Below are 23121 nucleotides of genomic sequence, written 5' to 3'. Positions count from 1 at the left end.
TGGCTGCTTTTCCTACTTATAGCTTACGGCACGGCTTTTTAATGCTTTCCAAGAGGAAATAAATTGTTGTTTACCTACTCTTGCTTGTTTTTTTCCAGAAAGTGGATCGTTTAAATAGACATATTTCGTGTCATAACCAACTAAAACGACAGCATGTAGATCAAGCGGGGTTTTAATGTATTGTTTCCCGTGATACCAGCCCTCCCAACGGTCTGGAAGACGGTAATCCCCGGTTGTCCATACAACCACTGGATACCCTGCAGAAACATGCTCTAAGACCCTGTCAAATGGCATGTTTGTTAAATTAATGGATCTTCCAGGGAGCTTTTGGTTGATTAGGGCAATCATCGGTTGGTCAAATACTGCATACCCTGCTCTTCTGCCTGTCATATCGCCAACAAAACCATCTGCTGGGTTTCCCCAATGAACTATATCTCCCTTTGGAGATCTAATGAGCGGGTCTACATCCTTCCGGATCGACCGGTATAGATCCATTTTACTTGTTTTAACGCCTGCAAAATTTAGCACCATTGCTAGGCTTGTGACTTCACAGCCGTATCTAAGTTCAGGGTTTTGCTTAATTAATACCACATTTAGCATAGCAGAATTCTTTTTAGGAGTAGTACTAACCGAATCACTCTTATTGGCTTCATTTTTTCCATAAATCACTTGTTGATTAAGTTCTTTTATTGTATATCGGTTATTTTCAAAATCGACAGATGATGTGGATTTAGTATTCTCTTTCACGGATATCGTGGAAAGAGGCTGTTTACTTTCTGTGCTGGAATGTGTATCAGCATTAAAGTGGCTGCATCCCAACATGGGAAGGATCGAGGCTAATAAGCAAAGTTTTTTCAAAACTTATCCTCCTTATAGAACAGCGTAGGTATAGGATATGATTGTTTATAAGCGACTATAATGGTATCCTTTTGGAAAAGAACGAGAATCCGTCGTTTTGCGTATGGTATAATGAGAAAAAAATTTTGGAGGTACTTTGATGGATGCATTGGAAATACTATCGGATCTTGAAAATGTATTTCCCTATTTTCAACCGATTATTAGTGCCGATGAACAACGCGTAATTGCCTATGAGGTATTGGGGAGATATGAATCAGAAGGGAAAATCATCAGTTTAGGGGCCTTTTTTCAGGATGATCAAATTCCTGATGAATATAAGTTTGAAGTGGACTTGTTATTAGTCAAAATGGCACTTGAAAAAGCGTTAAAGCTTGATGAGGATGTAAGTATTTTTCTGAATAGGAATGCTGATTTATTAATGTATGGACATGGTGAACCTTTTTTACAAGAGCTCCTCGCGTTTGAAAAAAAGGGCTTGATGTTAAATCGAATTGTTCTAGAAATTTCAGATCGAAATTATACTGGGGATTTAGACCAATTTGATCACTTATTGCAATATTATCGAACATATGGGATTAAAATAGCGATAGTAAGAATTGACAGTGAAAGTAACTATTTTGAACGAATAGGACAACTTGAACCAGATATACTGAAAATTAACCTACAAGCCTTAAAATCGACGTCAACTGGTATAAATTATCACGATGTCTTGTTTACATTGTCTCTTTTGGCGCGGAAAATAGGTGCCACACTCTTGTTTGAAAATATTGAGATGAGCTACCAACTGCAGTTTGCATGGAAAAATGGCGGTCGTTATTATCAAGGTTATTATTTACACCCGCCAGCAGCAGAGTTCATTCAACGTGATTTTCTAAAGGATCGCTTAAAAGAGAAGTTTCATGACTTTATTTCATATGAAAAAAAGAAATTAGAAGCAGTTTATACAACTGCAGAATTTTTTCAAGCCAAAGTCCAAGAAATTGTGATTAAGAACAGAAATGCAACTTATCAAAACCTTTTTCAAGTACTAATAAAAGAATTGGATCAGATTGCCTTTAGAATGTATGTTTGTGATGAGGATGGCTTCCAGAAATCTGCCAATATCTTTAAAGAAAAAGAGGGTTGGATCACTCAATCCGAGTACATTCAAAAAAATTGGAGCTGGCGTCCTTACTTTTTAGAAAATATTATCAAAATGAGAAATGAACAAAAAGGAATCTTATCTGATTTATATTGTGATATTGATACTGGGGAAACGATTCGTACTTTTTCATTCCCAATGAATGGGGAAGATTATTTGTTTATCGATATATCCTATCAATATTTATTCCAACATGACCAATTACTTTAAAATGCACTGAATTTGCTATCTTTTAGCTTCTTTTTAGGGAAGTGTATTAAAAAATTCCTTATTTTTTTATTTTTACTTGGACAAATGGACAACGTTATTTTATTCTTTTAATATTGGCATATTAATTATGCGGTTGGAAAATTATGAAAGTAATCCAATCGGATAGAAAAATGCCAAATGAGAAACATAATTGTAGATGTTTGTTTGGGTTTGAAAGGAGACGGAGCATATGTCACAGCTTCAAGGTATATTAACAAGATTAAAAAATCTTCAGGAACAAGCTAATAGTGGTGAGCCAGCACAACGCTATTTCGAGGTAAACGGTGATAGAAAGTGTCAAGTAACATTTCATCCGAAAACGGAGACATTTGAATTAGAAGTATATAATGAAAAGGAAAAACCAAAAAGATATCAATTTGATAATGTTGATATGATTACAATTGAAATTTTTGATTTGATTCAATAAGGAACCTTTAGGGTTCCTTTATTTTTCGGCTAATAAGAAAGTATAAGTGCAACTACGCCTCTGTCTACGCCTAACGGCTCGCCAGTCGCGAGTTTTCTTTATGTCAACGACTGCGGAGGTTGTATTTAGGTTTCTAATTATACATTACCAAAATTAGCACAGACTCCCGAATACTATGGTAGAATGTAACTGTGGAAAAACAAATTTTTGAGGAGTTTTCGGCGATGATCAGTCTTCCCAACGGTGAATTTTTAAAATTAACAATAAAAGAATTAATGATCCCTTCCGAACGGGTAGCGCATGTCCAAATAGGTAATAATCTCGAACATGCCTTATTAGTTTTAACAAAAAGCGGGTATACGGCTATACCGGTCTTAGACCCTCATTACAAGCTTCATGGGTTAATTAGCACCCCGATTATTATGGATTCTATTCTTGGACTAGAAAGAATTGAATTTGAACAACTTGAGAAAAAACGAGTGGAAGAGGTCATGAAAGGCTCTATTCCACGAGTTAAAATTACTGCATCCTTAAAAAAATGTCTTGAATTACTTGTTAACCAACCATTTCTTTGTGTTGAGACTGAAGATGGATACTTTGAAGGAATCTTGCCAAGAAGTACGTTATTAAATCAATTAAATAAAATAATAAAAAAAAGTGAAAAATGATGTATTTAGGCCCCCCCAAGCAGGGGGCTTGATTTTTTTTAAGTTTGAGGTGTGAATATGAGTACTTCTACTGAGAAGATATCCAAAGGAAAGTCCAACAGCAGGCAAACGAAAAAGCCACTAGTTCTAGCCGCCGTAATGTTAGCGATGTTTATGGGGGCGATTGAAGCAACGATTGTTTCAACCGCAATGCCCGCAATTGTCGCTGATTTAGGCGGGTTTACACTATATAGTTGGGTATTTTCTGCGTACTTGTTAATGAATTCTGTAACCGTTCTTATTTATGGTAAATTATCTGACTTATTTGGTCGAAAACCAATTCTTACGATTGGAATATTAATTTTTTTATTAGGATCCATTCTTTGTGGATTCGCCACATCAATGAAAATGTTGATTATTTTTCGTTTGATTCAAGGGTTTGGAGCAGGTGCTGTCACACCGATTGCGACAACAATAATTGGCGATATCTATACTGCAGAAGAACGGGCTAAAATTCAGGGATACCTAGCTAGTGTATGGGGTGTTTCGGCGATTACTGGACCTGCTGTTGGAGGCTTACTTGTCCAATATGTAAGTTGGCATTATGTATTCTGGATAAACATTCCGCTTGGGATTCTGTCCTTAGTAGGCCTATGGCTGTTCTTACATGAAAATGTCCAAAGGAAAAAACATGAAATAGATTATCTTGGTGCTATTTTGTTAACGATGACAATTTCTTCGTTAATGTTTATCCTTGTAGAAGGTGGGAGCCGCTTTGCATGGGGATCTTGGCAGTCGCTAAGCTTTTTTGCTTTCAGCGCTGTAACATTACTTGGGTTTGTATTTCAGGAAGCCCGTGCTAGAGAGCCAGTAATGCCATTTTCAATTTGGAAGGAACGCTCTATTCTTATAGCCAACACTACCTCGCTTTCTACGGGAATCATGTTAATTGGAATTTCGAGCTTTTTACCTACATTTGTGCAAGGTGTTATGGAACAAACACCCATTGTTGCGGGTTTTACGTTGACAGCTATGTCAATCGGGTGGCCAATTGCATCCACACTTGCGGGACGGTTGTTGATAACGATGGGTTATCGAAAAACATCTATTATCGGTGGTGTCTCGTTAATCATTGGCAGCATTGCCTTCTTGACGATGTCAGCCTCCTCAGGGCCTTTATGGGCAGCAGTGGGTTCTTTTTTCGTTGGATTAGGGATGGGCTTAACATCCACTGCCTTTATTGTCTCGATTCAAAGTACGGTTGGTTGGGAACAGAGAGGCATCGCAACTGCATCTAATATGTTTATGAGAAATCTTGGAAATACAATTGGTGCAGCATTACTGGGGGGAATCCTTAATAACAGGTTGAGTCAATATTTAAGCGAGAATGATCATTCCTTATCAGTAGATGATGTCAATCTACTCTTAAAATCTGCTGAGCGAGAAAATCTCTCTGAATCAGTCCGGAGTTTCTTGCAGAATGGGTTAACCATTTCTCTTCACTCTGTTTATTATGTTGTCTTCGCCTTGGCAATCATAAGTTTACTGTTAATATTTTTTATACCGAAAAAGAACGATAGCTCTGTGTAACTTCACAGAGCTTTTTTAAGGAGGGGAACAATCTTGTCCTCATTATCAGAATTTCAATTATTATCCGTTTTAGCCCAGGAGATGAATATGCGGAAGGCATCGGAACGGCTGTTTGTTTCACAGCCAGCGCTTTCGCAACGATTGCAAACAATCGAAAAAGATTGGGGAACGAAATTATTTATTCGCTCGCAAAAAGGTCTAGCTCTAACCCCCTCAGGTGAGCATGTCATCCAATTTGCAAATGAAGTACTAACTAAGCAAGAAAAGGTGCGTGAAACCATTCATTCCCTTCAATCAGGTGTGTCAGGTACTTTGAAGATTGCTGTTGCTTCGATTGTAGGCCAAAACTGGCTTCCACAGGTTTTAAAGAAATTTATTGATAGATATCCTCAAGCCAAAATTTCATTAGTAACTGGATGGAGCAGCGAAATTTTAAAATGCTTATATGACGATCAAGTTCATATTGGGATTATCCGTGGTACACCCGATTGGAAAGGAATTAAGGTTCATCTATTTAACGATCCTCTTTATTTAGTAGACAGGGAAATTACCAGTCCGGAACAAGTTTTAAATACGGACCGCCCCTTCATTCAATTTAAAAGTGATTCTAATTATTTCCAAGAAATTCAAGATTGGTGGATGCACAATTTTAAGACTTCACCCAAGAGGACCGTTGTGGTTGATCAAATTGAGACATGCAAGCAGATGGCTTTCAATGGCATTGGCTACGCCATCCTGCCCGCCATAACATTAACTAAAGCAGAAAAGGAAATTTTCAAAATACCGCTTTTAAATGAGAATAATGAACCTCTTAAACGTGATACATGGCTACTGGGCTATGAATCGGCCTTTCAATTAAAGCAAGTTTCAGCCTTTGTAGAATTAATTAAGGAACATATCGCTGAATCTTCAGGAGATTAGGGTAGTTTTTCTTGTTTTCGTTTCTTTTGTTTGTTAAAGTATTTTTTAGTACGAATACATAGGGGGTAAAATAATGAAGATGATGGATGCAAATGAAATTATTTCTTTTATCCAAAATAGTAAAAAATCTACACCTGTAAAGGTTTATTTAAAAGGTGAATTAGCAGGAATTGATTTTGGAAACAATACAAAAACTTTTATTAATGGAAATACGGGTGTCATTTTTGGTGAATGGTCTGAAATTAATGAAGTGTTAGAAGCACATAAAGAAAAAATTGAAGATCAAGTGGTTGAAAATGACCGTCGTAATTCTGCAATCCCTTTGTTAGATAATAAGCATATTAATGCCCGAATTGAGCCAGGTGTTACTATTCGTGATCAAGTGGAAATCGGTGATAATGCCGTTATTATGATGGGAGCCGTTATCAATATCGGTGCCGTTATTGGTGAAAAATCGATGATTGATATGGGTGTTGTTCTAGGTGGAAGAGCTACTGTCGGGAAGAATTGTCATATTGGGGCGGGAACTGTCTTGGCTGGTGTTATTGAACCCCCATCTGCGAAGCCTGTTATTATTGAGGATGATGTTCTTATTGGAGCGAATGCCGTTGTTCTTGAAGGGGTAACAGTTGGAACAGGTTCAGTAGTCGCTGCAGGTGCAGTTGTCACTCAAGATGTTGCTCCTTATACAGTTGTAGCAGGGATGCCGGCAAGGAAAATTAAAGATATTGATGAAAAAACGAAGTCAAAAACTGAAATAATGCAAGAACTTCGTCAACTTTAAAAGCCCGCTTCCTTTGCGCGAAGTACTCTAGCCGCCGGGCGCTGGAGCTAGATAGTTCTCTAAGTATAAGTAGAAAAGCGTGGAGCATATCCACGCTTCTTTTTTAAAAGGAGAGTTAATAAATGAATCCATTGATTAAAATCCGCCGTGACCTTCATCAAATTCCAGAACTAGGATTTCAAGAGTTTGAGACACAAGCCTATTTATTGTCTTACCTTGAGTCTTTACCACAAGATCGTATCACGATAAAAATATGGAAGACAGGGTTGTTTGTAAAGGTTCATGGCTTAAATCCCCAAAAAACGATTGGTTATAGAACAGACATCGATGGACTTCCAATTAGCGAAGAAACAGGATTACCTTTCTCATCGACCCACGATAACAAGATGCACGCATGTGGGCATGATTTCCACATGAGCATCGCTCTTGGGGTACTAACTTATTTTACGAATAACCCAATTGCAGACGACCTTATGTTTGTTTTTCAGCCTGCAGAGGAAGGACCTGGCGGAGCGGAACCGATGTTAAAATCAGATGAGATGCTGGAATGGAAGCCTGACCTGATTTTTGCCTTACATATTGCACCAGAGTATCCAGTTGGAACTATCGCGGTTAAGGAAGGGTTACTATTTGCTAATACTTCTGAACTGTTTATTGATCTAAAGGGTAAGGGGGGGCATGCCGCTAGACCCCATGAAACGAATGATATGGTTGTCGCAGCATGTACATTGGTAAACCAGCTGCAAACGATTGTTTCAAGGAATGTCGACCCCTTAGATAGTGCGGTTATAACGATTGGAAAAATCACTAGCGGTACTGTTCAAAATATTATTGCTGAAAATGCAAGGCTTGAGGGAACGATCCGGACGCTTTCTGCTGAATCGATGAAAAAGGTTAAACATCGAATTGAGGCGCTTGTGAAGGGAATCGAGGCAGGTTTTGAATGTGAAGCAGTCATCGATTATGGTTCGATGTATCATCAAGTCTATAATACTGAATCTATTACAAGAGATTTTATGAAATATCTTCAAAACGAAACAAATGTTGAAGTAATCGAGTGCAAGGAAGCGATGACAGGAGAAGACTTTGGATACATGCTTAAAGAGATTCCAGGGCTAATGTTTTGGCTTGGAGTCGATTCGTCCTATGGTTTACACCATTCAAAATTAAATCCACAAGAGGGTGCGATTGAAGTAGCTGTAAAAGTAATGACAAGCTATATAACTAATCTAGGGAATCGATTAAATCTTAAATAAGAAGGCGTTTTATTTTGTTCTGATTAGCAATCATGATAAAATTATAGAGAATTAAAAGGGAAATTGTTACATATCGTCGTTTATTCTCACACAATTAGGGAAAACTTATGGAGGGGAAATAAGGTTATAATTGATAATAAGTATTTAATTAAATTAATTATAATTTAATATTGACTCAAAATAAGATGTGGCCTATAATTAGAATTGTGAAAAGGATAGCAAATGAGAATTGCTATAAATACTCATTTATTAATTATTTGGAGGGATTTGAATGCCAGAACGTATGGTAGGTAAACAAGCACCACGCTTTGAAATGGATGCTGTAATGCCAAACAAAGAATTTAAAAAAGTAAGTTTGGAAGAAAACATGAAAAACGATAAATGGACAGTGTTGTTCTTTTATCCAATGGACTTTACATTTGTTTGTCCAACTGAAATAACAGCGATGTCCGATCGTTATGAAGAGTTTGATGATTTAGATGCAGTTATCGTTGGTGCTTCTACTGACACAATCCACACTCATCTTGCTTGGATTAAAACAGATCGTAAAGAAAATGGTCTTGGCGATTTAAACTATCCTCTTGCTGCAGATACTAACCATGTGGTAGCTCGTGATTATGGAGTATTAATTGAAGAAGAAGGTATCGCACTTCGTGGTTTATTCATTATCGATCCAGAGGGTGAATTAAAGTATTCTGTTGTAAATCACAACAACATCGGGCGAGACGTGGATGAAACTTTACGTGTTCTTCAAGCATTACAAACTGGCGGTCTTTGCCCAGCAAACTGGAAGCCTGGACAAGCTACATTGAACGTATAATTTGAACAAAACAGATAGACCTAACCTTTTAAAGTGTTAGGTCTTTTTAATAGGGGGATTATCGATGAAATTACGTGAACCAATGCCAGAGCTAACTGGGGCAACTGAATGGTTAAACGGTGAAGTGACAAGAGCAGACCTAATCGGAGAAAAACCAACATTGCTTCATTTTTGGTCGATTAGCTGCCATCTTTGTAAGGAAGCGATGCCGCAGGTAAATCAATTCCGTGATGATTTTAAGGACAAGTTAAATGTGGTTGCTGTTCATATGCCGCGTTCTGAAAACGACCTTAACCTAGATGAAATTAAACGAGTGGCATCTGAGCATGGAATCAATCAACCGATTTTTGTCGACAGTGATCACAAGTTGACAGAAGCCCTTGAAAATCAATATGTACCAGCTTATTATGTATTTGACAAAGAAGGTAAGCTCCGCCATTTCCAAGCAGGCGGAAGCGGCATGAAAATGCTCGAGAAGCGTGTAAACCGAGTGTTGGATGAGTTGGAAAAAACAGAATAAAAAACGATCTAAGTGCTGTCCGTTATATTCAACGGGCAGCATTTTTATTTTTTTTTCTTTACCTGTAACCTAGCATCCTTTTAATCGTCGGTATTTATATATACAGGACTTAACCATTAGAGGAAAAAGGGGTGTCAGAAGTTGATAAAGCTAAAACGTTGGTTTCCTATCTTTTTCATTATCTTATTATTTTGGATAACAGGGTGCAGTTCCAATAGCGAAGATAAAAGTGCAAAAATGAGTGAAAGTAATGAGGTTGCTATGGATTCAGCCGAATCTGGCGGTGGGGAGGAAGCAGACTTTTACTCGGGTGAAACAGAAAAGGCTGAAAAAAGTTCCACAGCTGTAAATATAAAAATTCCAAACCAAATGGTCATTTATCAAGCGGATCTACAACTGCGAGTAAAGAAATTTGATCAGACAGTCCGTATCCTTGAAGAAAAAGTAATAAAATATGGAGGTTATATAGCAGAGTCTAATGTATCAAAAGAGGGCAACGAGCTGGTAAGCGGCAGCATTAAAATCAGAATACCACAAAAGCACTTTCAGACCTTTTTACATGACGCTGAGAGCCAAGCAGCAGAGGTTTTGCAAAGAAGCATAACAGGGCAGGATGTAACCGAGGAATATGTTGATCTTGAGTCCAGATTAAAATCAAAAAAGGTGGTGGAAGAACGATTACTCACTTTCATGAAAAGTGCAGTAAAAACAGAAGATTTATTGAAAATTTCTGCTGATTTAGCATCTGTACAAGAGGAAATTGAGATCATTGAAGGAAAGATGAAGTTTTTAGAAAACCAAACCTCCCTTTCGACGGTTAACATAACCCTTTACGAAAAAAGCGTAGTTGTACCTACAATTAATAAAGATAAATTAAATACTTGGGAGAAAACAAAAAAACAATTCATGAAAAGCATCAATATGTTATTAGTTGGTTTATCAGGCTTGGTTGTTTTTATCGTTGGTAACCTGCCAGTTCTAGCCATTTTATTTATTATAGTATTTTTTCTCCTTTACTATCTTAAAAAGAGGAAGTCCAGACAGGGGCAGGAATAAGAAGGGATAGCCCTCTCTATATAAATCTGACGAAGGATGCTAAAATGAAACATAATAAGATAATGATTTAACCGGGGGAGTTATATATGAAGAAAAGTTTCGCAGTCATTGGGCTTGGTCGATTCGGTGGAAGTATTTGCCGAACTCTTACCGATGAGGGGATGGAAGTTCTTGCTATCGATAAAAATGAAGAACGAGTAAATGAATATGCAATGATTGCTTCTCATGCGGTTGTAGGGGATACAACAGACGAAGCTGTTTTGAAAAGCCTTGGGATTCGTAACTTCGATCATGTGATTGTAGCTATTGGCGATGATATTCAATCAAGTATACTTACAACTCTTATTCTTAAGGAATTAGGTGTAGTGCGTATTACAGCTAAGGCTCAAAACGATTACCATGAAAAAGTTTTGAGGAAAATTGGTGCAGACAGTGTTGTTCACCCAGAAAGAGACATGGGAAAACGGATTGCTAACAATATGGCTTCGAGTAATGTGGTCGACTATCTTGAACTATCAGATGAACACAGTATCGTTGAAATTGTTGCAAATGGAAAACTTAGTGGTCATACGATTATGGATTTGGATATTCGCAAGAAATATGGTTTGAATATTGTCGCCATAAAAAGAGGAGAAGAAATTATTGTTTCTCCACAGGCCAAAGAAACGTTTCACGTAAACGATGTTTTAATCGTGATTGGAACCGACCAAGACATCAATCGATTTGAAAAAAAAGTACTAGAATAAATAAAGCGGAAGCGCTCGAGGCGCTTCCGCTTTTCTTATTCTTACACTTCCATAATGATTGGTAAAATCATTGGTCTGCGCTTTGTTTTTTCGTATAGGAAAGGCGCTAATGTATCTGTAATTTCATTTTTAATTTCAGACCATTGGCTTGTCTTTCTTTCCATCACTCTATTTAAGTGCTTGGTGATTAGATTTTGAGCATCGTTAATTAAATCACCGGATTCTCTCATATAAACAAATCCTCGAGAAATGAGGTCAGGTCCTGAAGCAATTTTAAATTCCTTCATATTAATACTTACGACCACAACAACTAATCCTTCCTCAGAAAGAATTCTACGGTCACGTAAGACAATATTTCCAATATCGCCTACACCACTGCCGTCGATATAAACAGAACCAGATGGAATCTTTCCAGCAACCTGAGCAGTATCCTCAGAAAGAGCTAACACTTCACCATTGTCCATAATAAAACAATTTTCTTCTTGTACTCCGCAATCAACCGCGATCTTAGCGTGCATTCGTTGCATTCGATATTCACCGTGGATTGGCATAAAGAACTTTGGTCGAATTAAACGCAGCATTAGTTTTTGTTCTTCCTGTCCACCATGACCAGAAGTATGAATATTACTTAGTTTACCGTGAATAACTTCCGCGCCAGCTCTATAGAGCATATTAATCGTTCGACTCACACTAATTGTGTTCCCTGGAATAGGTGAGGATGAAAATACCACAGTGTCACCAGGAATGATTTGAATTTGTCTGTGTGTGCCATTAGCAATTCTTGAAAGAGCAGCCATTGCTTCGCCCTGACTTCCGGTACAAAGGATCGTAACTTTATCAGCGGGAAGACGGTTTATTTGATTCGCTTCAATAAAAGTCTCTTTAGGTGCATTAATATACCCTAATTCAAGTCCGATATTGATAGCTGCTTCCATGCTTCGGCCAAAAACCGCTACTTTTCTTCCGTATACTACTGCTGCTTCTACCACTTGCTGCAATCTATGGATATTAGATGCAAAGGTAGCAAAAATGATACGACCGTCCACTTTACGGAAAATATCATTGATGCTGTCGCCTACCCGACGTTCTGACATGGTGAATTCAGGTATTTCACTATTTGTACTATCTGATAGTAAACATAAAACGCCTTCTTTACCTATTTCAGCCATTTTGGTTAGATTGGCAGGTTCACCTACAGGGGTAAAATCAAATTTAAAATCTCCAGTATGGACAATTTGACCAGGCGGAGTTTTAACAACAATCCCATAAGAATCAGGAATACTGTGGGTGGTGCGGAAAAAAGTAACCGATGTTTTGCGGAATTTGATGATATCGTCTTCTTTAATGTCTATCAACTTAGCATTTCTTAATAAGCCGTGTTCCTCTAGTTTATTTTTAATTAATCCAAGAGCGAGTTTCCCACCATAAATTGGAACATTAATCTCGCGTAATAAATAGGGAATACCGCCAATGTGATCTTCATGTCCGTGTGTAACAAATAATCCTTTTATTTTATCTTGATTTTTAACCAAATAGGTATAATCAGGAATTACGTAATCAATACCTAATAGCTCATCCTCAGGAAATTTGATTCCGGCATCAATTAATATTATTTCATCCTGAAACTGAACCGCATACGTGTTTTTGCCAATTTCGCCTAAACCACCCAGGGCAAAAACCGCAGTTTGATCATTCTTAACAAATTTCATAAATTATCATTTCTCCAATACTTTATAGTCTTCATTTTGAAGTTCATATTTTAAATGAGCTCCCTTAACTTCTTGAACAAATTCAACATTAAACCCACGGTCGGCTATTTTCGAGCGGACATCTCTTACCGATTCTCCTTCAATAAATAGGGTTTTTGTATTCTCTCTGACTGGTACTTCTTTGATGTTTTCCTGATAATATACTTTAAATATCATTACAATTTCGCTCCTAACTGAATCATAACTTTTTCTATTATATAAAACATTTTCATCTTTTTCATTTATTTTCTTTGGAAACCATTAGACTTATATGAAAAGTATGTAAAAAAGAATCGTTGTTTTTACAATTTACAATAACGAAGGAGCCCTTCGCAAGTTTGAAGGGCCCTAGAAAAAATTTAGGCAATGGATTTCTTTCGCAGTAATTCTTTCCACTGTTTTAAAAGCTTCTTCCTTAGCTTCTTTAACATAGTGGATCATCTCCTTACCTCTTATTTTATACAATCCTTGTCCAATGTAAAGTAAGCGATGGCAGATTATTGAAGTTTTTTTAAAATAAGAGTATTTTTACTATATTATATGATGAAATTGCTGATTCAATCATGGTTAAACATGGAATTACATTGACAAATTATAAATTGACTTTTTTTAATATAAAGTTTAGTGTTTTAAAGAATAAAGAACTGTGGGGGGATATTTTTACAGTTTAGAGGATTCGACAAAAAGGAGTACATATTAAATGAAGAAAATTGTATTTTTTGACATAGACGGCACATTACTCGATCATGAAAAAAACCTACCCGAAAGCACGATAAATGCCATCAATTTACTTAAGAAGAATGATGTATTTGTCGCAATTGCCACTGGCAGAGCTCCGTTTATGTTTGAAGGCCTGCGGAATGTACTTGGAATTGACTCCTATGTGAGCTTTAACGGTCAATTTGTAGTTTTTGAGAATGAAGTTATATATGAGAACCCTTTGAATGAAAATGAGCTAAATAAATTATTTAACCATACAAAGTCAAACAATCATCCATTAGTGTTTATGAACGAAAAAACAATGAAGGCAAGTGTTAAGCATCATCCATTTGTTGAAAAAAGCATGGGGAGCCTAAATTTCCCTCATCCAGAGGAAGATGACTCTTTTTATGTCAATCGAAAAATGTATCAAAGCCTCCTTTTTTGTGAAAATAAAGATGAATGTTTATATTTCTCTGACTATCCCCAATTTGATTTTATCAGATGGCATCCATATTCTGTCGATGTTTTACCAAAGGGTGGTTCAAAAGCAGAAGGAATAAAACGAATGATCAAACGTTTGGGGTTTGAGTTGAAGGATGTTTATGCCTTCGGAGATGGTTTAAATGATTTAGAAATGTTGAAGGCGGTTGGAACAGGCGTTGCCATGGGGAATGGTGTCCCTGAAGCCAAAGAACTTGCAGATCTTATTACAAGCGATGTTTCCGAAGATGGTATCTGGAATGGGTTAAAAGAACTACAGTTAATATAAATTGAGAACCGACCCGAGGAAGGGCCGGTTCTTTATATATCTGTAGCCCAAAATCAATGCAGCTCCTGTTTGATTATCTTTCGATGGCTATGGCTCCTTGGATTGGTTTTAATGGGTCTTCATGATTGATATAATCATAAAACATAACACCATTTAAATGATCGATTTCGTGTTGAAAGCAAATAGATGCAAGCCCCTTTAACCGTAGTTTCACTTCTTCACCGTTAAGATTTGTTCCCTTTACAGTAATTCTTGCATGTCTTGGGACGTACCCGGGAATGGACTTATCAACGGAAAGACACCCTTCACCTGCTTGTAAATAGGACTTCTCAACAGAATGGCTGATAATTTTGGGATTAAATAATGCATAACTATAAAGAGTACCTGTGTCATCAGTAAGATGCACGGCTATCATCCGTTTTAGAACATTTATTTGCGGGGCAGCCAAACCTATTCCAGGGCGTAAACCAAATTGTACCGACTTTTCAGGATTTTGGCTATTAATTACATATTCTAATAAGCTAAATAATATTTGTTTATCCTCTTCTGATGGCGGCATGGATACTTCTGCAGCCACTTTTCTAAGGGAAGGATGACCATCTCGAATGATATCTTCCATCGTAATCATGATTCCACTCACTCCTGTGCTTTAACATAAAATTATTAATAATAAATAGTCTATCAGACAATTGATAAAAAGTTAATATTTGATTCAAGTAACTGTTTTACAACCTTTTTTATGGGATATTGTATTGTCAAACAAACCAGGTGTCGATATAGTAGGAATTGGAATAGGCAGGAGGTTTATAATGTGTCATTAAAAGAAAAGTATTGTTTGATTTTATGTTTATCCGTTTTGATTGTTATTTTTGCTGGGTGTTCGAAAGAAAAGTCTCCAGTCGAAAAAATGTATGATGTGTTAGAAAAAGTCGTTTCAGCCGAAAAAGAATTTGAGGAACAACAGAATCCCCTTGTTACACTTGAAAAAAAAGAAAAAGAAATTTATGACCAGATTATCAAACTTGGCATGAAAGAATATGCTCAAATCGTAAAACTTTCAGATGAAGCAATATTATTAGCTGATGATAGAAAAGCGCTGATGGAGAAAGAAACGAACAGCATTAAAGAATCCCAGAAAGAATTCATAAAGGCCAGGGATATTAAGGATAAATTAGAAGATCGCGATTTAACGAAATTAGCTAATGAACTATATGAGATAATGATGGAAAGATATAAAGCTCATGAAGCGTTATACCTAGAGTATAATGAAGCACTGAAAAATGATAAAGAATTGTATGAAATGTTTAAAAATAAAAATCTTCCACTTGAAGACCTTGAAGCACAGGTAAATAAGTTAAATGAAACGTATAAAAGAGTTTATAATGCCAATGAAAAATTTAATATGTTAACAGAACAGTACAATGAAAAAAAAATGTCATTTTATAAGCAGGCAGGGCTTAAATCAAGTAATTAAATATTATTTCATCAAAATAATCGGCTGAATAGGCCGATTTTTTGTATATTATAACAATTAATTAAATGAGGAATTGTATATAACAGATGTAGAAATAAAGTAATACAGAAGAAAAAATGTTTATATTATTTAGCAACATGAACGTGGTGAAAAATATTGAAAATTAGTATTTGACGTGCAAAAACTAATGATGTAAACTTAAAAAGTGTTAATTAATTGTATCAATGATGTTACATAAAATAGTGGTACAGAATAAGATGATGGTAAGGGGAAAGGTATTTTGTTTTAACTTTTCGATTACGTGAAAAACTATTTGAAAGTATGTTTCATGTACTATGCTTACCAAAATCGAGTGTAATATCAAGAGTTTATCCAAATGATAAAGAAAAATGGATGACATTGTCCATCTGTCTTTTATTCTTAAGTTTTTGGGTATTCTAACTTAGTGGATAATATTTAAAAAAATTAAGTTTTGAATAGAAAGGAAGAGGTGACCTAAATGGTTTCTAAAACACAGAACGCCAAGCTTGATGCGAAGAAAACACTAGAAGTTGTAGAAGAACAATTTCAAACACTTCAAATCCTTAATGAAGTTGGTGAAGTCGTAAACGAGGCTGCGATGCCAGACCTAACAGATGAACAGCTTCAGGAATTAATGCGCCGGATGGTTTATACACGAATTCTTGACCAGCGCTCTATCTCTTTAAATCGCCAAGGAAGATTAGGATTCTACGCTCCAACTGCAGGACAAGAGGCATCTCAATTAGCTTCACAGTTTGCATTAGAAAAAGAAGATTTTATCTTACCTGGATATCGTGATGTTCCACAAATTATCTGGCATGGCTTACCTTTATACCAAGCCTTCTTATGGTCCAGAGGTCATTTTGAAGGTGGACAAATTCCTGATGGCGTTAATATTGCTATCCCGCAAATCATTATCGGTGCACAGTATGTTCAGACTGCTGGTGTAGCACTCGGTATGAAGAAGCGTGGGGTAAAAGCAGTTGCAATTACGTATACAGGTGACGGTGGTACATCTCAAGGGGATTTCTATGAAGGAATGAATTTTGCAGGCGCGTATAAAGCTCCAGCCATCTTTATTGCTCAAAATAACCGTTTTGCAATCTCAACTCCTGTTGACAAGCAAACGGCTGCCAAAACTCTGGCTCAAAAAGCTGTTGCTGCAGGTATTCCTGGTATTCAAGTTGACGGTATGGATCCTTTAGCAGTATATGCTGCTACTCGTGATGCACGTGAGCGTGCAATTAACGGTGAAGGTCCAACATTCATTGAAACATTAACTTACAGATATGGCCCTCATACCATGGCTGGTGATGATCCAACACGTTATCGTACAGCAGACCTTGACAATGAATGGGAAAAGAAAGATCCATTAGTACGTTTCCGTAAATTCCTTGAAAACAAAGGTCTATGGACAGAAGAAAAAGAAAATGAAGTAATTGAACAAGCGAAAGAAGACATTAAAGAAGCAATTAAAAAAGCTGATGCAGCGCCTAAACAAAAGGTTACTGATTTAATGTCAATTATGTATGAAGAAATGCCGCAAAACTTAAAAGAGCAATATGAAATATATAAAGAAAAGGAGTCGAAGTAAGCCATGGCTCAAATGACGATGATTCAAGCAATTACAGATGCATTGCGTGTGGAATTAAGCAATGATCCGAATGTATTGGTTTTCGGTGAAGACGTTGGTGTAAACGGTGGTGTTTTCCGTGCAACTGAAGGGTTGCAAAATGAATTTGGCGAAGATCGTGTTTTTGACACACCACTTGCTGAATCCGGAATCGGTGGATTAGCGATTGGTCTTAGTTTACAAGGCTTTCGTCCTGTTCCAGAAATTCAATTCTTTGGTTTCGTTTATGAGGTAATGGATTCAATTTCTGGTCAGGCAGCTCGTCTTCGTTATCGTACCGGAGGCAAATTTAATGCTCCAGTAACATTTCGTTCGCCATTTGGAGGCGGCGTACATACACCTGATATGCACGCAGACAGTTTAGAAGGACTTATGGCACAACAGCCTGGCTTAAAGGTCGTTATCCCATCAACTCCATATGATGCTAAAGGACTTCTCATTTCATCAATCCGTGATAATGACCCAGTTATTTTCCTTGAGCATATGAAGTTATACCGTTCGTTCCGTCAGGAAGTTCCAGAAGGGGAATATACAATTCCACTAGGAAAAGCCGAAGTAAAACGTGAAGGAACAGATATAACAATCGTTACTTATGGAGCAATGGTTCACGAGTCATTAAAAGCCGCAGAGGAACTAGAAAAAGAAGGTCATTCTGCTGAAGTTATTGACTTAAGAACAGTAAGTCCTATTGATATTGAAACGATTATTGCTTCTGTTGAAAAAACAGGTCGTGCGATCGTTGTTCAAGAAGCTCAAAAACAAGCAGGAATTGCTGCAAACGTTGTTGCTGAAATTAACGACCGGGCAATTTTAAGCTTAGAAGCCCCTGTATTGCGCGTGGCTGCACCTGATACCATTTTTGCATTCCCGCAAGCGGAAGCTGCATGGCTGCCTAATTATAAAGATGTAATGGAAACAGCTAAAAAAGTTTTAAATTTTTAATTAATTACGTAATTGACCGCTCTAATTACTATAATTTCGATGCTCAAAAATACATGTAATTTAGGAGGATGAATCCTAGTGTCATTTCAATTTAAAATGCCTGACATCGGTGAAGGTATTCATGAAGGCGAAATTGTTAAATGGTTTGTAAAGCCAGGCGACAAAATTCAAGAAGATGATGTACTTTGCGAGATTCAAAATGATAAAGCAGTGGTAGAAATTCCGTCCCCAGTTGAAGGGACAGTTCTTGAAGTATTAGTAGGAGAAGGAACTGTCGCAACTGTTGGACAGGTTTTAGTCACCTTTGATGCCCCAGGGTACGAGAACCTTCAATTTAAAGGCGATGAACATGCTGATGAACCGAAACAAGAAGAAAAAGCAGCAGTAACAACTCCAGCACCTGAGGTTAAACAAGATGCAGCACCTCAACCAGCAGCAGTTGCTACGGCACCGCAAGTAGAAGTAGATCCAAATCGCCGGATTGTTGCTATGCCATCTGTTCGTAAATATGCGCGTGAAAAAGGGATTAATATTAAGTTAATACCTGGTACCGGAAATAATGGCCGGGTCTTGAAAGGTGATATCGACGCCTTTGTAAGCGGTGGAGCAGCACCTGCACCACAAGCTGCGACAAATGTAGCTGTAGAAGTTGAAACAGCTAAAGTGGAGGCACCGCAAGCAACAGCCGTGGCTATTCCACAAGGTGAATATCCAGAAACTCGCGAAAAAATGAGTGGGATCAGGAAGGCAATTGCTAAAGCAATGGTTAATTCCAAACACACTGCTCCTCACGTTACATTAATGGATGAAATCGATGTAACTAAACTTGTTACACACCGGAAGAAATTTAAAGAAGTGGCAGCCGCTAAAGGAATTAAGCTTACCTTCTTACCATACATCGTTAAAGCATTAACAAGTGCATTACGCGAATTCCCAGCTTTAAATACTTCACTTGATGATGCTACTAGTGAAATCATTCATAAACATTATTATAATATTGGAATTGCAGCAGACACAGAAAAAGGATTGCTAGTTCCAGTAGTAAAAGATGCAGACCGTAAGTCAGTATTCTCAATTTCAAATGAAATTAATGAATTAGCTGTAAAAGCCCGTGACGGCAAACTTGCACCTAACGAAATGAAGGGCGCATCTTGTACAATTTCAAACATCGGTTCAGCTGGCGGGCAATGGTTTACACCAGTTATTAACCATCCTGAAGTAGCAATTTTGGGCGTTGGCCGGATTGCAGAAAAACCAATCGTTAGAAACGGTGAAATTGTTGCTGCACCGGTTTTAGCACTTTCATTAAGTTTTGACCACCGCATGATTGACGGTGCAACAGCACAAAATGCATTAAATCATATTAAACGTTTATTGAACGATCCAGAACTATTGTTAATGGAGGCGTAATAAAATGGTCGTTGGAGATTTCCCAATTGAAACAGATACTATAGTCATCGGAGCAGGCCCAGGGGGATATGTTGCAGCTATTCGTGCAGCGCAGTTGGGACAAAAAGTGACAATTGTTGAAAAAGAATATGTTGGCGGCGTTTGTTTAAATGTAGGATGTATCCCTTCTAAAGCATTAATTTCAGCTGGTCACCGCTATGAAACAGCGATGCATTCTGAAACCTTCGGGATTACTGCTGAAAATGTAAAAGTGGATTTCACAAAAGTTCAAGAGTTTAAATCAGGAATTGTAAATAAATTAACTGGCGGCGTTGAGGGATTATTAAAAGGAAACAAAGTAAACATTGTCCGTGGTGAAGCATATTTTGTCGATGCCAATACGCTGCGTGTAATGGATGAAAATTCAGCGCAAACTTATACCTTTAAAAATGCTATTATTGCTACTGGATCCCGTCCGATTGAGTTGCCTGCCTTTAAATATTCAAAACGTGTTTTGAATTCTACTGGGGCACTTAACTTAAATGAAATCCCTGAAAAAATCGTCGTTATTGGCGGCGGAGTAATCGGGATTGAGCTTGGCGGTGCATACGCAAACTTTGGCAGTCAGGTTACCATTTTAGAAGGTGCAGAAGAAATATTAGGTCTTGGTGTTTTTGATAAGCAAATGGCTGCTCTCGTAAAACGAAGCATGAAGAAAAAAGGTGCAGAGTTCTTTACAAAGGCGTTTGCCAAGGGCGTTGAAGAAACTGAAAATGGTGTGGTAGTAACGTTCGAAACAAAAGGCGAGGAAAAGAAAATCGAAGCTGATTACGTTTTTGTAATGGTCGGACGACGTCCTAACACAGATGAAATGGGCTTAGAACAAGTTGGTGTTAAATTAACTGAGCGTGGACTAATTGAAATCGATAAACAATGTCGCACAAATCTTAGCAATATTTATGCTATTGGTGATGTTGTTGCTGGCCCTCAATTGGCACATAAAGCTTCATATGAAGCTAAAATTGCCGCTGAGGCAATTGCTGGTCACACGTCTGAAATTGATTACTTAGGTATTCCTGCTGTTGTCTTCTCTGATCCTGAATTAGCTTCAGTTGGATATACAGAAGACCAAGCAAAAGAAGAAGGAATTGTTGTAAATGCGGCCAAATTCCCATTTGCAGCTAATGGTCGTGCATTATCACTCGACAGTGGTGATGGATTCATGAAATTAATTACTCGTAAAGAGGATGGACTTGTCATCGGGGCGCAGATTGCCGGAACAAATGCATCAGATATGATTGCAGAATTGGGACTTGCGATTGAAGCTGGAATGTCTGCTGAAGATCTTGCCATGACTATTCATGCTCATCCAACACTTGGAGAAATCACAATGGAAGCGGCGGAAGTTGCCTTAGGAAGCCCAATCCACATTATGAAATAATTCATAAATAGATAGTCCTTTTCGTTAACTAACGGAAAGGACTTTTACTATTTTTACCGAATTGTATTTATACAAAGATAAAAGAAAAAAATCCCTGTCAACTTAAAAACAAAATATATCTCTCGCTTTTAGAACATATACTTAAGAACGAGCATTCTAAGAAGAAGTGAATGTATTAAGAGTGGTGATAAATATGAGGGTCTATATTGTTGTGATACTGCAATTTATCATTTGGAGCGGATATACATTTATTGAATGGTTATCAAAGCATGACCAGCTAATTTATAAAGTCATTATGTTTTTTGTGTTCTTTTATTTAGCATTTTTAATAGGAAACCAGGTCACAAAATCAGTGCGTAAAACGCTTTTTATCACTACTTTAAGCCTTGTTATATATACTTCGATTCACTATACCATGGAATTATTTATTCACTAAAAAAAGCCCCAAAAGGAGCTTTTTTTATTTACGAGGATAATAATACATGATTCTCTCATTAAAAAGGTGGAGTTCCCCTTGCAGCTTTTTCGCAAGGTATTTACAAAATTCATTCGCTTTTCCCTTATCTCCATACGTAGATTGTTCGGGTAATGTCACTTGTATGTATGTTTGTTCTAGTTCTTGTCCTTCTTCATTTCGAATAGTTTCCTGGTCTACACCTAATAAAATGGCATAGTAGCGGTCATCGTTAGAGTGTAAATAGAACCATTTTCCGTCCGCTTCTGATGTTTCTTTAATTACATAGGGAAAAGCTGACTCTCCATATTGCCAACCTATTTGATTACCAGTTTTTGTAGTGTTATTTTTATACTCATGAAATAATTCTTTAACTTCTTCAATTGTTACTGTTTGTTTAGTAGATGAAGGCACTAGCTTAATATATGCATTAACAGCCATCATCATTCCCCCCTATTAGTCCATTATATATGCCTCTCTATTCTAGCATTTAATAAAATCTTATGACAACTATAGCTTTAAATAAAAGGAGAAGTTTTCTTGTTTCTTTAGGAAAAATGAATTATAATAGTATTCTAAACATTCTTAGAAAAAAGGAGGAGCCTCATGGAATTATTTGATAAGCTCTATGATGAACATGAAAATGTGAAGGTAAGGTTTATTGGATTTACAACGGAACATACCCGTTATGATTTCGGCATAATTTACACCAACATGTTTTTCGGCAAACCTCTAGTTGTCTGCATGCAGACTGGCCGTTCCACTCTCCTCGACCCAAAAGACATCGAAGATATTGATTACCTTCAAACCGTATTCCGTATCCCTGATCAACAGCAAGCAGCAGATTTAGCTGAGTTTTTCAGCGAAACACTACCAACTATCCCGTTTGAGACTCAGTACGAATAATTTATCAAGAGAAGGCCCTATAGGGTCTTTTTTTTATTATTTTTTGGCTGTGATAAAGGTCATTCTTAATTTTGTAGCTATGTTGATTGGAGCGGAAAGCGAAGCGCCTGGAGCGGAATCAACAGCTAAGTATAAATGAGCTAAATTTTTAAATGTGACATACAATTTAGGCTTGATATTTCTAATGTGATATATTATTATTACATTAATGATATATAAATACTTCGTTTTGTGATTATTCAATAATGAAAAGGGGGTTGAACAAATGGGTACTTTAGTATGTCAAACTTGTAACTCTACTATTGATCATTTTGAAGATGAAAAAGTAACGGTGCTTTATTCTAAAGGCAATTGTTGCGAGGATCATCATACAGAGGAAGATTTATAATAACTAAACATAAATTAAAACAGGATTCCGATATCGGAATCCTGTCAGATTGTAGACAAAAGGCATTCGAATTAGCCCATTCGATGCCTTTTTATTGGATTTTTGCTCGTAAGAGCAAAATTTAGACCTATCCTTTGACTATTATTACGCCAATTCTGGACCTTTCCACGTCCAGCTGGCCATCTTTTTCAAGTTCATGGCAGCAAAAGTAAGCATCGCTTGCATGGACAATTTTTTTA

General features: G+C 37.1%; 24 protein-coding genes. 19 read left to right on the top strand and 5 right to left on the bottom strand.

Annotated features, from left to right (window positions below; genetic code table 11):
* Positions 1-12: 12 nt before the first annotated feature.
* Positions 13-858 carry a C39 family peptidase gene (locus J7E77_RS12240; protein WP_251028054.1) on the bottom strand — a complete coding sequence of 282 codons (846 nt, stop codon included), beginning with the start codon at positions 856-858 and terminating at the stop codon, positions 13-15.
* Positions 859-997: 139 nt separating this feature from the next.
* On the opposite strand from J7E77_RS12240, the gene J7E77_RS12235 reads away from it, so the two are divergent.
* From J7E77_RS12235 to J7E77_RS12185, 11 genes are all read left to right on the top strand, one after another.
* Complete coding sequence (locus J7E77_RS12235; protein ID WP_214714670.1) at positions 998-2209, top strand: EAL domain-containing protein; 1212 nt, start codon at positions 998-1000, stop codon at positions 2207-2209.
* A 229-nt stretch (positions 2210-2438) separates the two neighbouring features.
* Positions 2439-2675, top strand: a complete 237-nt coding sequence (locus tag J7E77_RS12230) for a YkuJ family protein (protein WP_066252435.1) — start codon at positions 2439-2441, stop codon at positions 2673-2675.
* Positions 2676-2899: 224 nt separating this feature from the next.
* Positions 2900-3343, top strand: coding sequence for a cyclic-di-AMP-binding protein CbpB (gene cbpB, locus J7E77_RS12225; RefSeq protein ID WP_214714783.1), 444 nt, complete (start codon positions 2900-2902; stop codon positions 3341-3343).
* Between the two features lie 57 nt (positions 3344-3400).
* Positions 3401-4912, top strand: a complete 1512-nt coding sequence (locus J7E77_RS12220) for an MDR family MFS transporter (protein ID WP_214714669.1) — start codon at positions 3401-3403, stop codon at positions 4910-4912.
* 33 nt (positions 4913-4945) lie between these two features.
* On the top strand, positions 4946-5833 hold the full coding sequence (locus tag J7E77_RS12215) for a transcriptional regulator CcpC (protein WP_214714667.1): 888 nt from the start codon (positions 4946-4948) through the stop codon (positions 5831-5833).
* A 73-nt stretch (positions 5834-5906) separates the two neighbouring features.
* Complete coding sequence (dapD, locus tag J7E77_RS12210; protein WP_168242647.1) at positions 5907-6617, top strand: 2,3,4,5-tetrahydropyridine-2,6-dicarboxylate N-acetyltransferase; 711 nt, start codon at positions 5907-5909, stop codon at positions 6615-6617.
* Positions 6618-6739: 122 nt separating this feature from the next.
* Positions 6740-7873 carry an N-acetyldiaminopimelate deacetylase gene (locus J7E77_RS12205; RefSeq protein WP_214714665.1) on the top strand — a complete coding sequence of 378 codons (1134 nt, stop codon included), beginning with the start codon at positions 6740-6742 and terminating at the stop codon, positions 7871-7873.
* Positions 7874-8144: 271 nt separating this feature from the next.
* Complete coding sequence (locus tag J7E77_RS12200) at positions 8145-8693, top strand: peroxiredoxin (RefSeq protein WP_088086231.1); 549 nt, start codon at positions 8145-8147, stop codon at positions 8691-8693.
* Between the two features lie 64 nt (positions 8694-8757).
* Positions 8758-9213 (top strand): TlpA disulfide reductase family protein, encoded by a 456-nt coding sequence (locus tag J7E77_RS12195; RefSeq protein ID WP_214714663.1) that lies wholly within the window; start codon positions 8758-8760, stop codon positions 9211-9213.
* A gap of 141 nt (positions 9214-9354) precedes the next feature.
* Positions 9355-10269: a DUF4349 domain-containing protein gene (locus J7E77_RS12190; protein ID WP_214714661.1), complete on the top strand. Its 915-nt coding sequence runs from the start codon at positions 9355-9357 to the stop codon at positions 10267-10269.
* Between the two features lie 86 nt (positions 10270-10355).
* Positions 10356-11015 carry a potassium channel family protein gene (locus tag J7E77_RS12185; RefSeq protein WP_168242652.1) on the top strand — a complete coding sequence of 220 codons (660 nt, stop codon included), beginning with the start codon at positions 10356-10358 and terminating at the stop codon, positions 11013-11015.
* Positions 11016-11056: 41 nt separating this feature from the next.
* Here the strand turns inward: J7E77_RS12185 and rnjA are convergent, their stop codons facing one another.
* Together rnjA and J7E77_RS12175 are read right to left on the bottom strand one after the other, a co-directional pair.
* The gene (gene rnjA / locus J7E77_RS12180) at positions 11057-12724 is read right to left on the bottom strand and encodes a ribonuclease J1 (RefSeq protein ID WP_098261043.1); all 1668 of its coding nucleotides are present in this window, start codon (positions 12722-12724) and stop codon (positions 11057-11059) included.
* A 6-nt stretch (positions 12725-12730) separates the two neighbouring features.
* The gene (locus J7E77_RS12175; RefSeq protein ID WP_088086236.1) at positions 12731-12940 is read right to left on the bottom strand and encodes a DNA-dependent RNA polymerase subunit epsilon; all 210 of its coding nucleotides are present in this window, start codon (positions 12938-12940) and stop codon (positions 12731-12733) included.
* A gap of 523 nt (positions 12941-13463) precedes the next feature.
* Between J7E77_RS12175 and J7E77_RS12170 the strand changes: the two genes are divergently transcribed.
* Positions 13464-14234: a Cof-type HAD-IIB family hydrolase gene (locus tag J7E77_RS12170; protein ID WP_214714658.1), complete on the top strand. Its 771-nt coding sequence runs from the start codon at positions 13464-13466 to the stop codon at positions 14232-14234.
* A gap of 73 nt (positions 14235-14307) precedes the next feature.
* On the opposite strand, the gene def is transcribed toward J7E77_RS12170, so the two are convergent.
* Positions 14308-14862: a peptide deformylase gene (gene def / locus J7E77_RS12165; RefSeq protein WP_214714656.1), complete on the bottom strand. Its 555-nt coding sequence runs from the start codon at positions 14860-14862 to the stop codon at positions 14308-14310.
* Positions 14863-15045: 183 nt separating this feature from the next.
* Between def and J7E77_RS12160 the strand changes: the two genes are divergently transcribed.
* The 5 genes from J7E77_RS12160 to lpdA all read left to right on the top strand — a co-directional run bounded on the left by J7E77_RS12160 (position 15046) and on the right by lpdA (position 21134).
* On the top strand, positions 15046-15708 hold the full coding sequence (locus J7E77_RS12160) for a YkyA family protein (protein ID WP_308160561.1): 663 nt from the start codon (positions 15046-15048) through the stop codon (positions 15706-15708).
* A 499-nt stretch (positions 15709-16207) separates the two neighbouring features.
* Positions 16208-17323 (top strand): pyruvate dehydrogenase (acetyl-transferring) E1 component subunit alpha, encoded by a 1116-nt coding sequence (pdhA, locus tag J7E77_RS12155; protein ID WP_214714652.1) that lies wholly within the window; start codon positions 16208-16210, stop codon positions 17321-17323.
* Positions 17324-17326: 3 nt separating this feature from the next.
* Entirely contained in the window at positions 17327-18304 is a 978-nt protein-coding gene (locus tag J7E77_RS12150) for an alpha-ketoacid dehydrogenase subunit beta (protein WP_214714650.1), read from the top strand.
* Between the two features lie 78 nt (positions 18305-18382).
* The gene (locus J7E77_RS12145; protein WP_214714648.1) at positions 18383-19714 is read left to right on the top strand and encodes a dihydrolipoamide acetyltransferase family protein; all 1332 of its coding nucleotides are present in this window, start codon (positions 18383-18385) and stop codon (positions 19712-19714) included.
* 4 nt (positions 19715-19718) lie between these two features.
* Entirely contained in the window at positions 19719-21134 is a 1416-nt protein-coding gene (gene lpdA / locus J7E77_RS12140; protein ID WP_214714646.1) for a dihydrolipoyl dehydrogenase, read from the top strand.
* A 460-nt stretch (positions 21135-21594) separates the two neighbouring features.
* On the opposite strand, the gene J7E77_RS12135 is transcribed toward lpdA, so the two are convergent.
* Positions 21595-22029 (bottom strand): DUF1885 family protein, encoded by a 435-nt coding sequence (locus tag J7E77_RS12135; RefSeq protein WP_214714643.1) that lies wholly within the window; start codon positions 22027-22029, stop codon positions 21595-21597.
* Between the two features lie 165 nt (positions 22030-22194).
* Here J7E77_RS12135 and J7E77_RS12130 point away from each other — a divergent pair, with 165 nt between their 5' ends.
* Entirely contained in the window at positions 22195-22494 is a 300-nt protein-coding gene (locus J7E77_RS12130; RefSeq protein ID WP_214714642.1) for a DUF3055 domain-containing protein, read from the top strand.
* A gap of 265 nt (positions 22495-22759) precedes the next feature.
* Positions 22760-22882: a GapA-binding peptide SR1P gene (locus tag J7E77_RS12125; RefSeq protein WP_026566313.1), complete on the top strand. Its 123-nt coding sequence runs from the start codon at positions 22760-22762 to the stop codon at positions 22880-22882.
* The last annotated feature ends 239 nt before the right edge of the window (positions 22883-23121 follow it).

Source organism: Bacillus sp. ISL-77 (assembly GCF_018613105.1).
The sequence above is the reverse complement of the archived record's forward strand: the minus strand, read 5'-3'. Positions and strand labels throughout refer to the sequence as shown.

What these genes read in the sequence shown, in the direction of transcription:
- J7E77_RS12235 (WP_214714670.1), top strand. Translation starts at nt 998, where the DNA reads ATGGATGCATTGGAAATACTATCGGATCTTGAAAATGTATTTCCCTAT.
- J7E77_RS12230 (WP_066252435.1), top strand. Translation starts at nt 2,439, where the DNA reads ATGTCACAGCTTCAAGGTATATTAACAAGATTAAAAAATCTTCAGGAA.
- cbpB (WP_214714783.1), top strand. Translation starts at nt 2,900, where the DNA reads ATGATCAGTCTTCCCAACGGTGAATTTTTAAAATTAACAATAAAAGAA.
- J7E77_RS12220 (WP_214714669.1), top strand. Translation starts at nt 3,401, where the DNA reads ATGAGTACTTCTACTGAGAAGATATCCAAAGGAAAGTCCAACAGCAGG.
- dapD (WP_168242647.1), top strand. Translation starts at nt 5,907, where the DNA reads ATGAAGATGATGGATGCAAATGAAATTATTTCTTTTATCCAAAATAGT.
- J7E77_RS12205 (WP_214714665.1), top strand. Translation starts at nt 6,740, where the DNA reads ATGAATCCATTGATTAAAATCCGCCGTGACCTTCATCAAATTCCAGAA.
- J7E77_RS12200 (WP_088086231.1), top strand. Translation starts at nt 8,145, where the DNA reads ATGCCAGAACGTATGGTAGGTAAACAAGCACCACGCTTTGAAATGGAT.
- J7E77_RS12195 (WP_214714663.1), top strand. Translation starts at nt 8,758, where the DNA reads ATGAAATTACGTGAACCAATGCCAGAGCTAACTGGGGCAACTGAATGG.
- J7E77_RS12185 (WP_168242652.1), top strand. Translation starts at nt 10,356, where the DNA reads ATGAAGAAAAGTTTCGCAGTCATTGGGCTTGGTCGATTCGGTGGAAGT.
- rnjA (WP_098261043.1), bottom strand. Translation starts at nt 12,724, where the DNA reads ATGAAATTTGTTAAGAATGATCAAACTGCGGTTTTTGCCCTGGGTGGT.
- J7E77_RS12175 (WP_088086236.1), bottom strand. Translation starts at nt 12,940, where the DNA reads ATGATATTTAAAGTATATTATCAGGAAAACATCAAAGAAGTACCAGTC.
- J7E77_RS12170 (WP_214714658.1), top strand. Translation starts at nt 13,464, where the DNA reads ATGAAGAAAATTGTATTTTTTGACATAGACGGCACATTACTCGATCAT.
- def (WP_214714656.1), bottom strand. Translation starts at nt 14,862, where the DNA reads ATGATTACGATGGAAGATATCATTCGAGATGGTCATCCTTCCCTTAGA.
- pdhA (WP_214714652.1), top strand. Translation starts at nt 16,208, where the DNA reads ATGGTTTCTAAAACACAGAACGCCAAGCTTGATGCGAAGAAAACACTA.
- J7E77_RS12150 (WP_214714650.1), top strand. Translation starts at nt 17,327, where the DNA reads ATGGCTCAAATGACGATGATTCAAGCAATTACAGATGCATTGCGTGTG.
- lpdA (WP_214714646.1), top strand. Translation starts at nt 19,719, where the DNA reads ATGGTCGTTGGAGATTTCCCAATTGAAACAGATACTATAGTCATCGGA.
- J7E77_RS12135 (WP_214714643.1), bottom strand. Translation starts at nt 22,029, where the DNA reads ATGGCTGTTAATGCATATATTAAGCTAGTGCCTTCATCTACTAAACAA.
- J7E77_RS12130 (WP_214714642.1), top strand. Translation starts at nt 22,195, where the DNA reads ATGGAATTATTTGATAAGCTCTATGATGAACATGAAAATGTGAAGGTA.
- J7E77_RS12125 (WP_026566313.1), top strand. Translation starts at nt 22,760, where the DNA reads ATGGGTACTTTAGTATGTCAAACTTGTAACTCTACTATTGATCATTTT.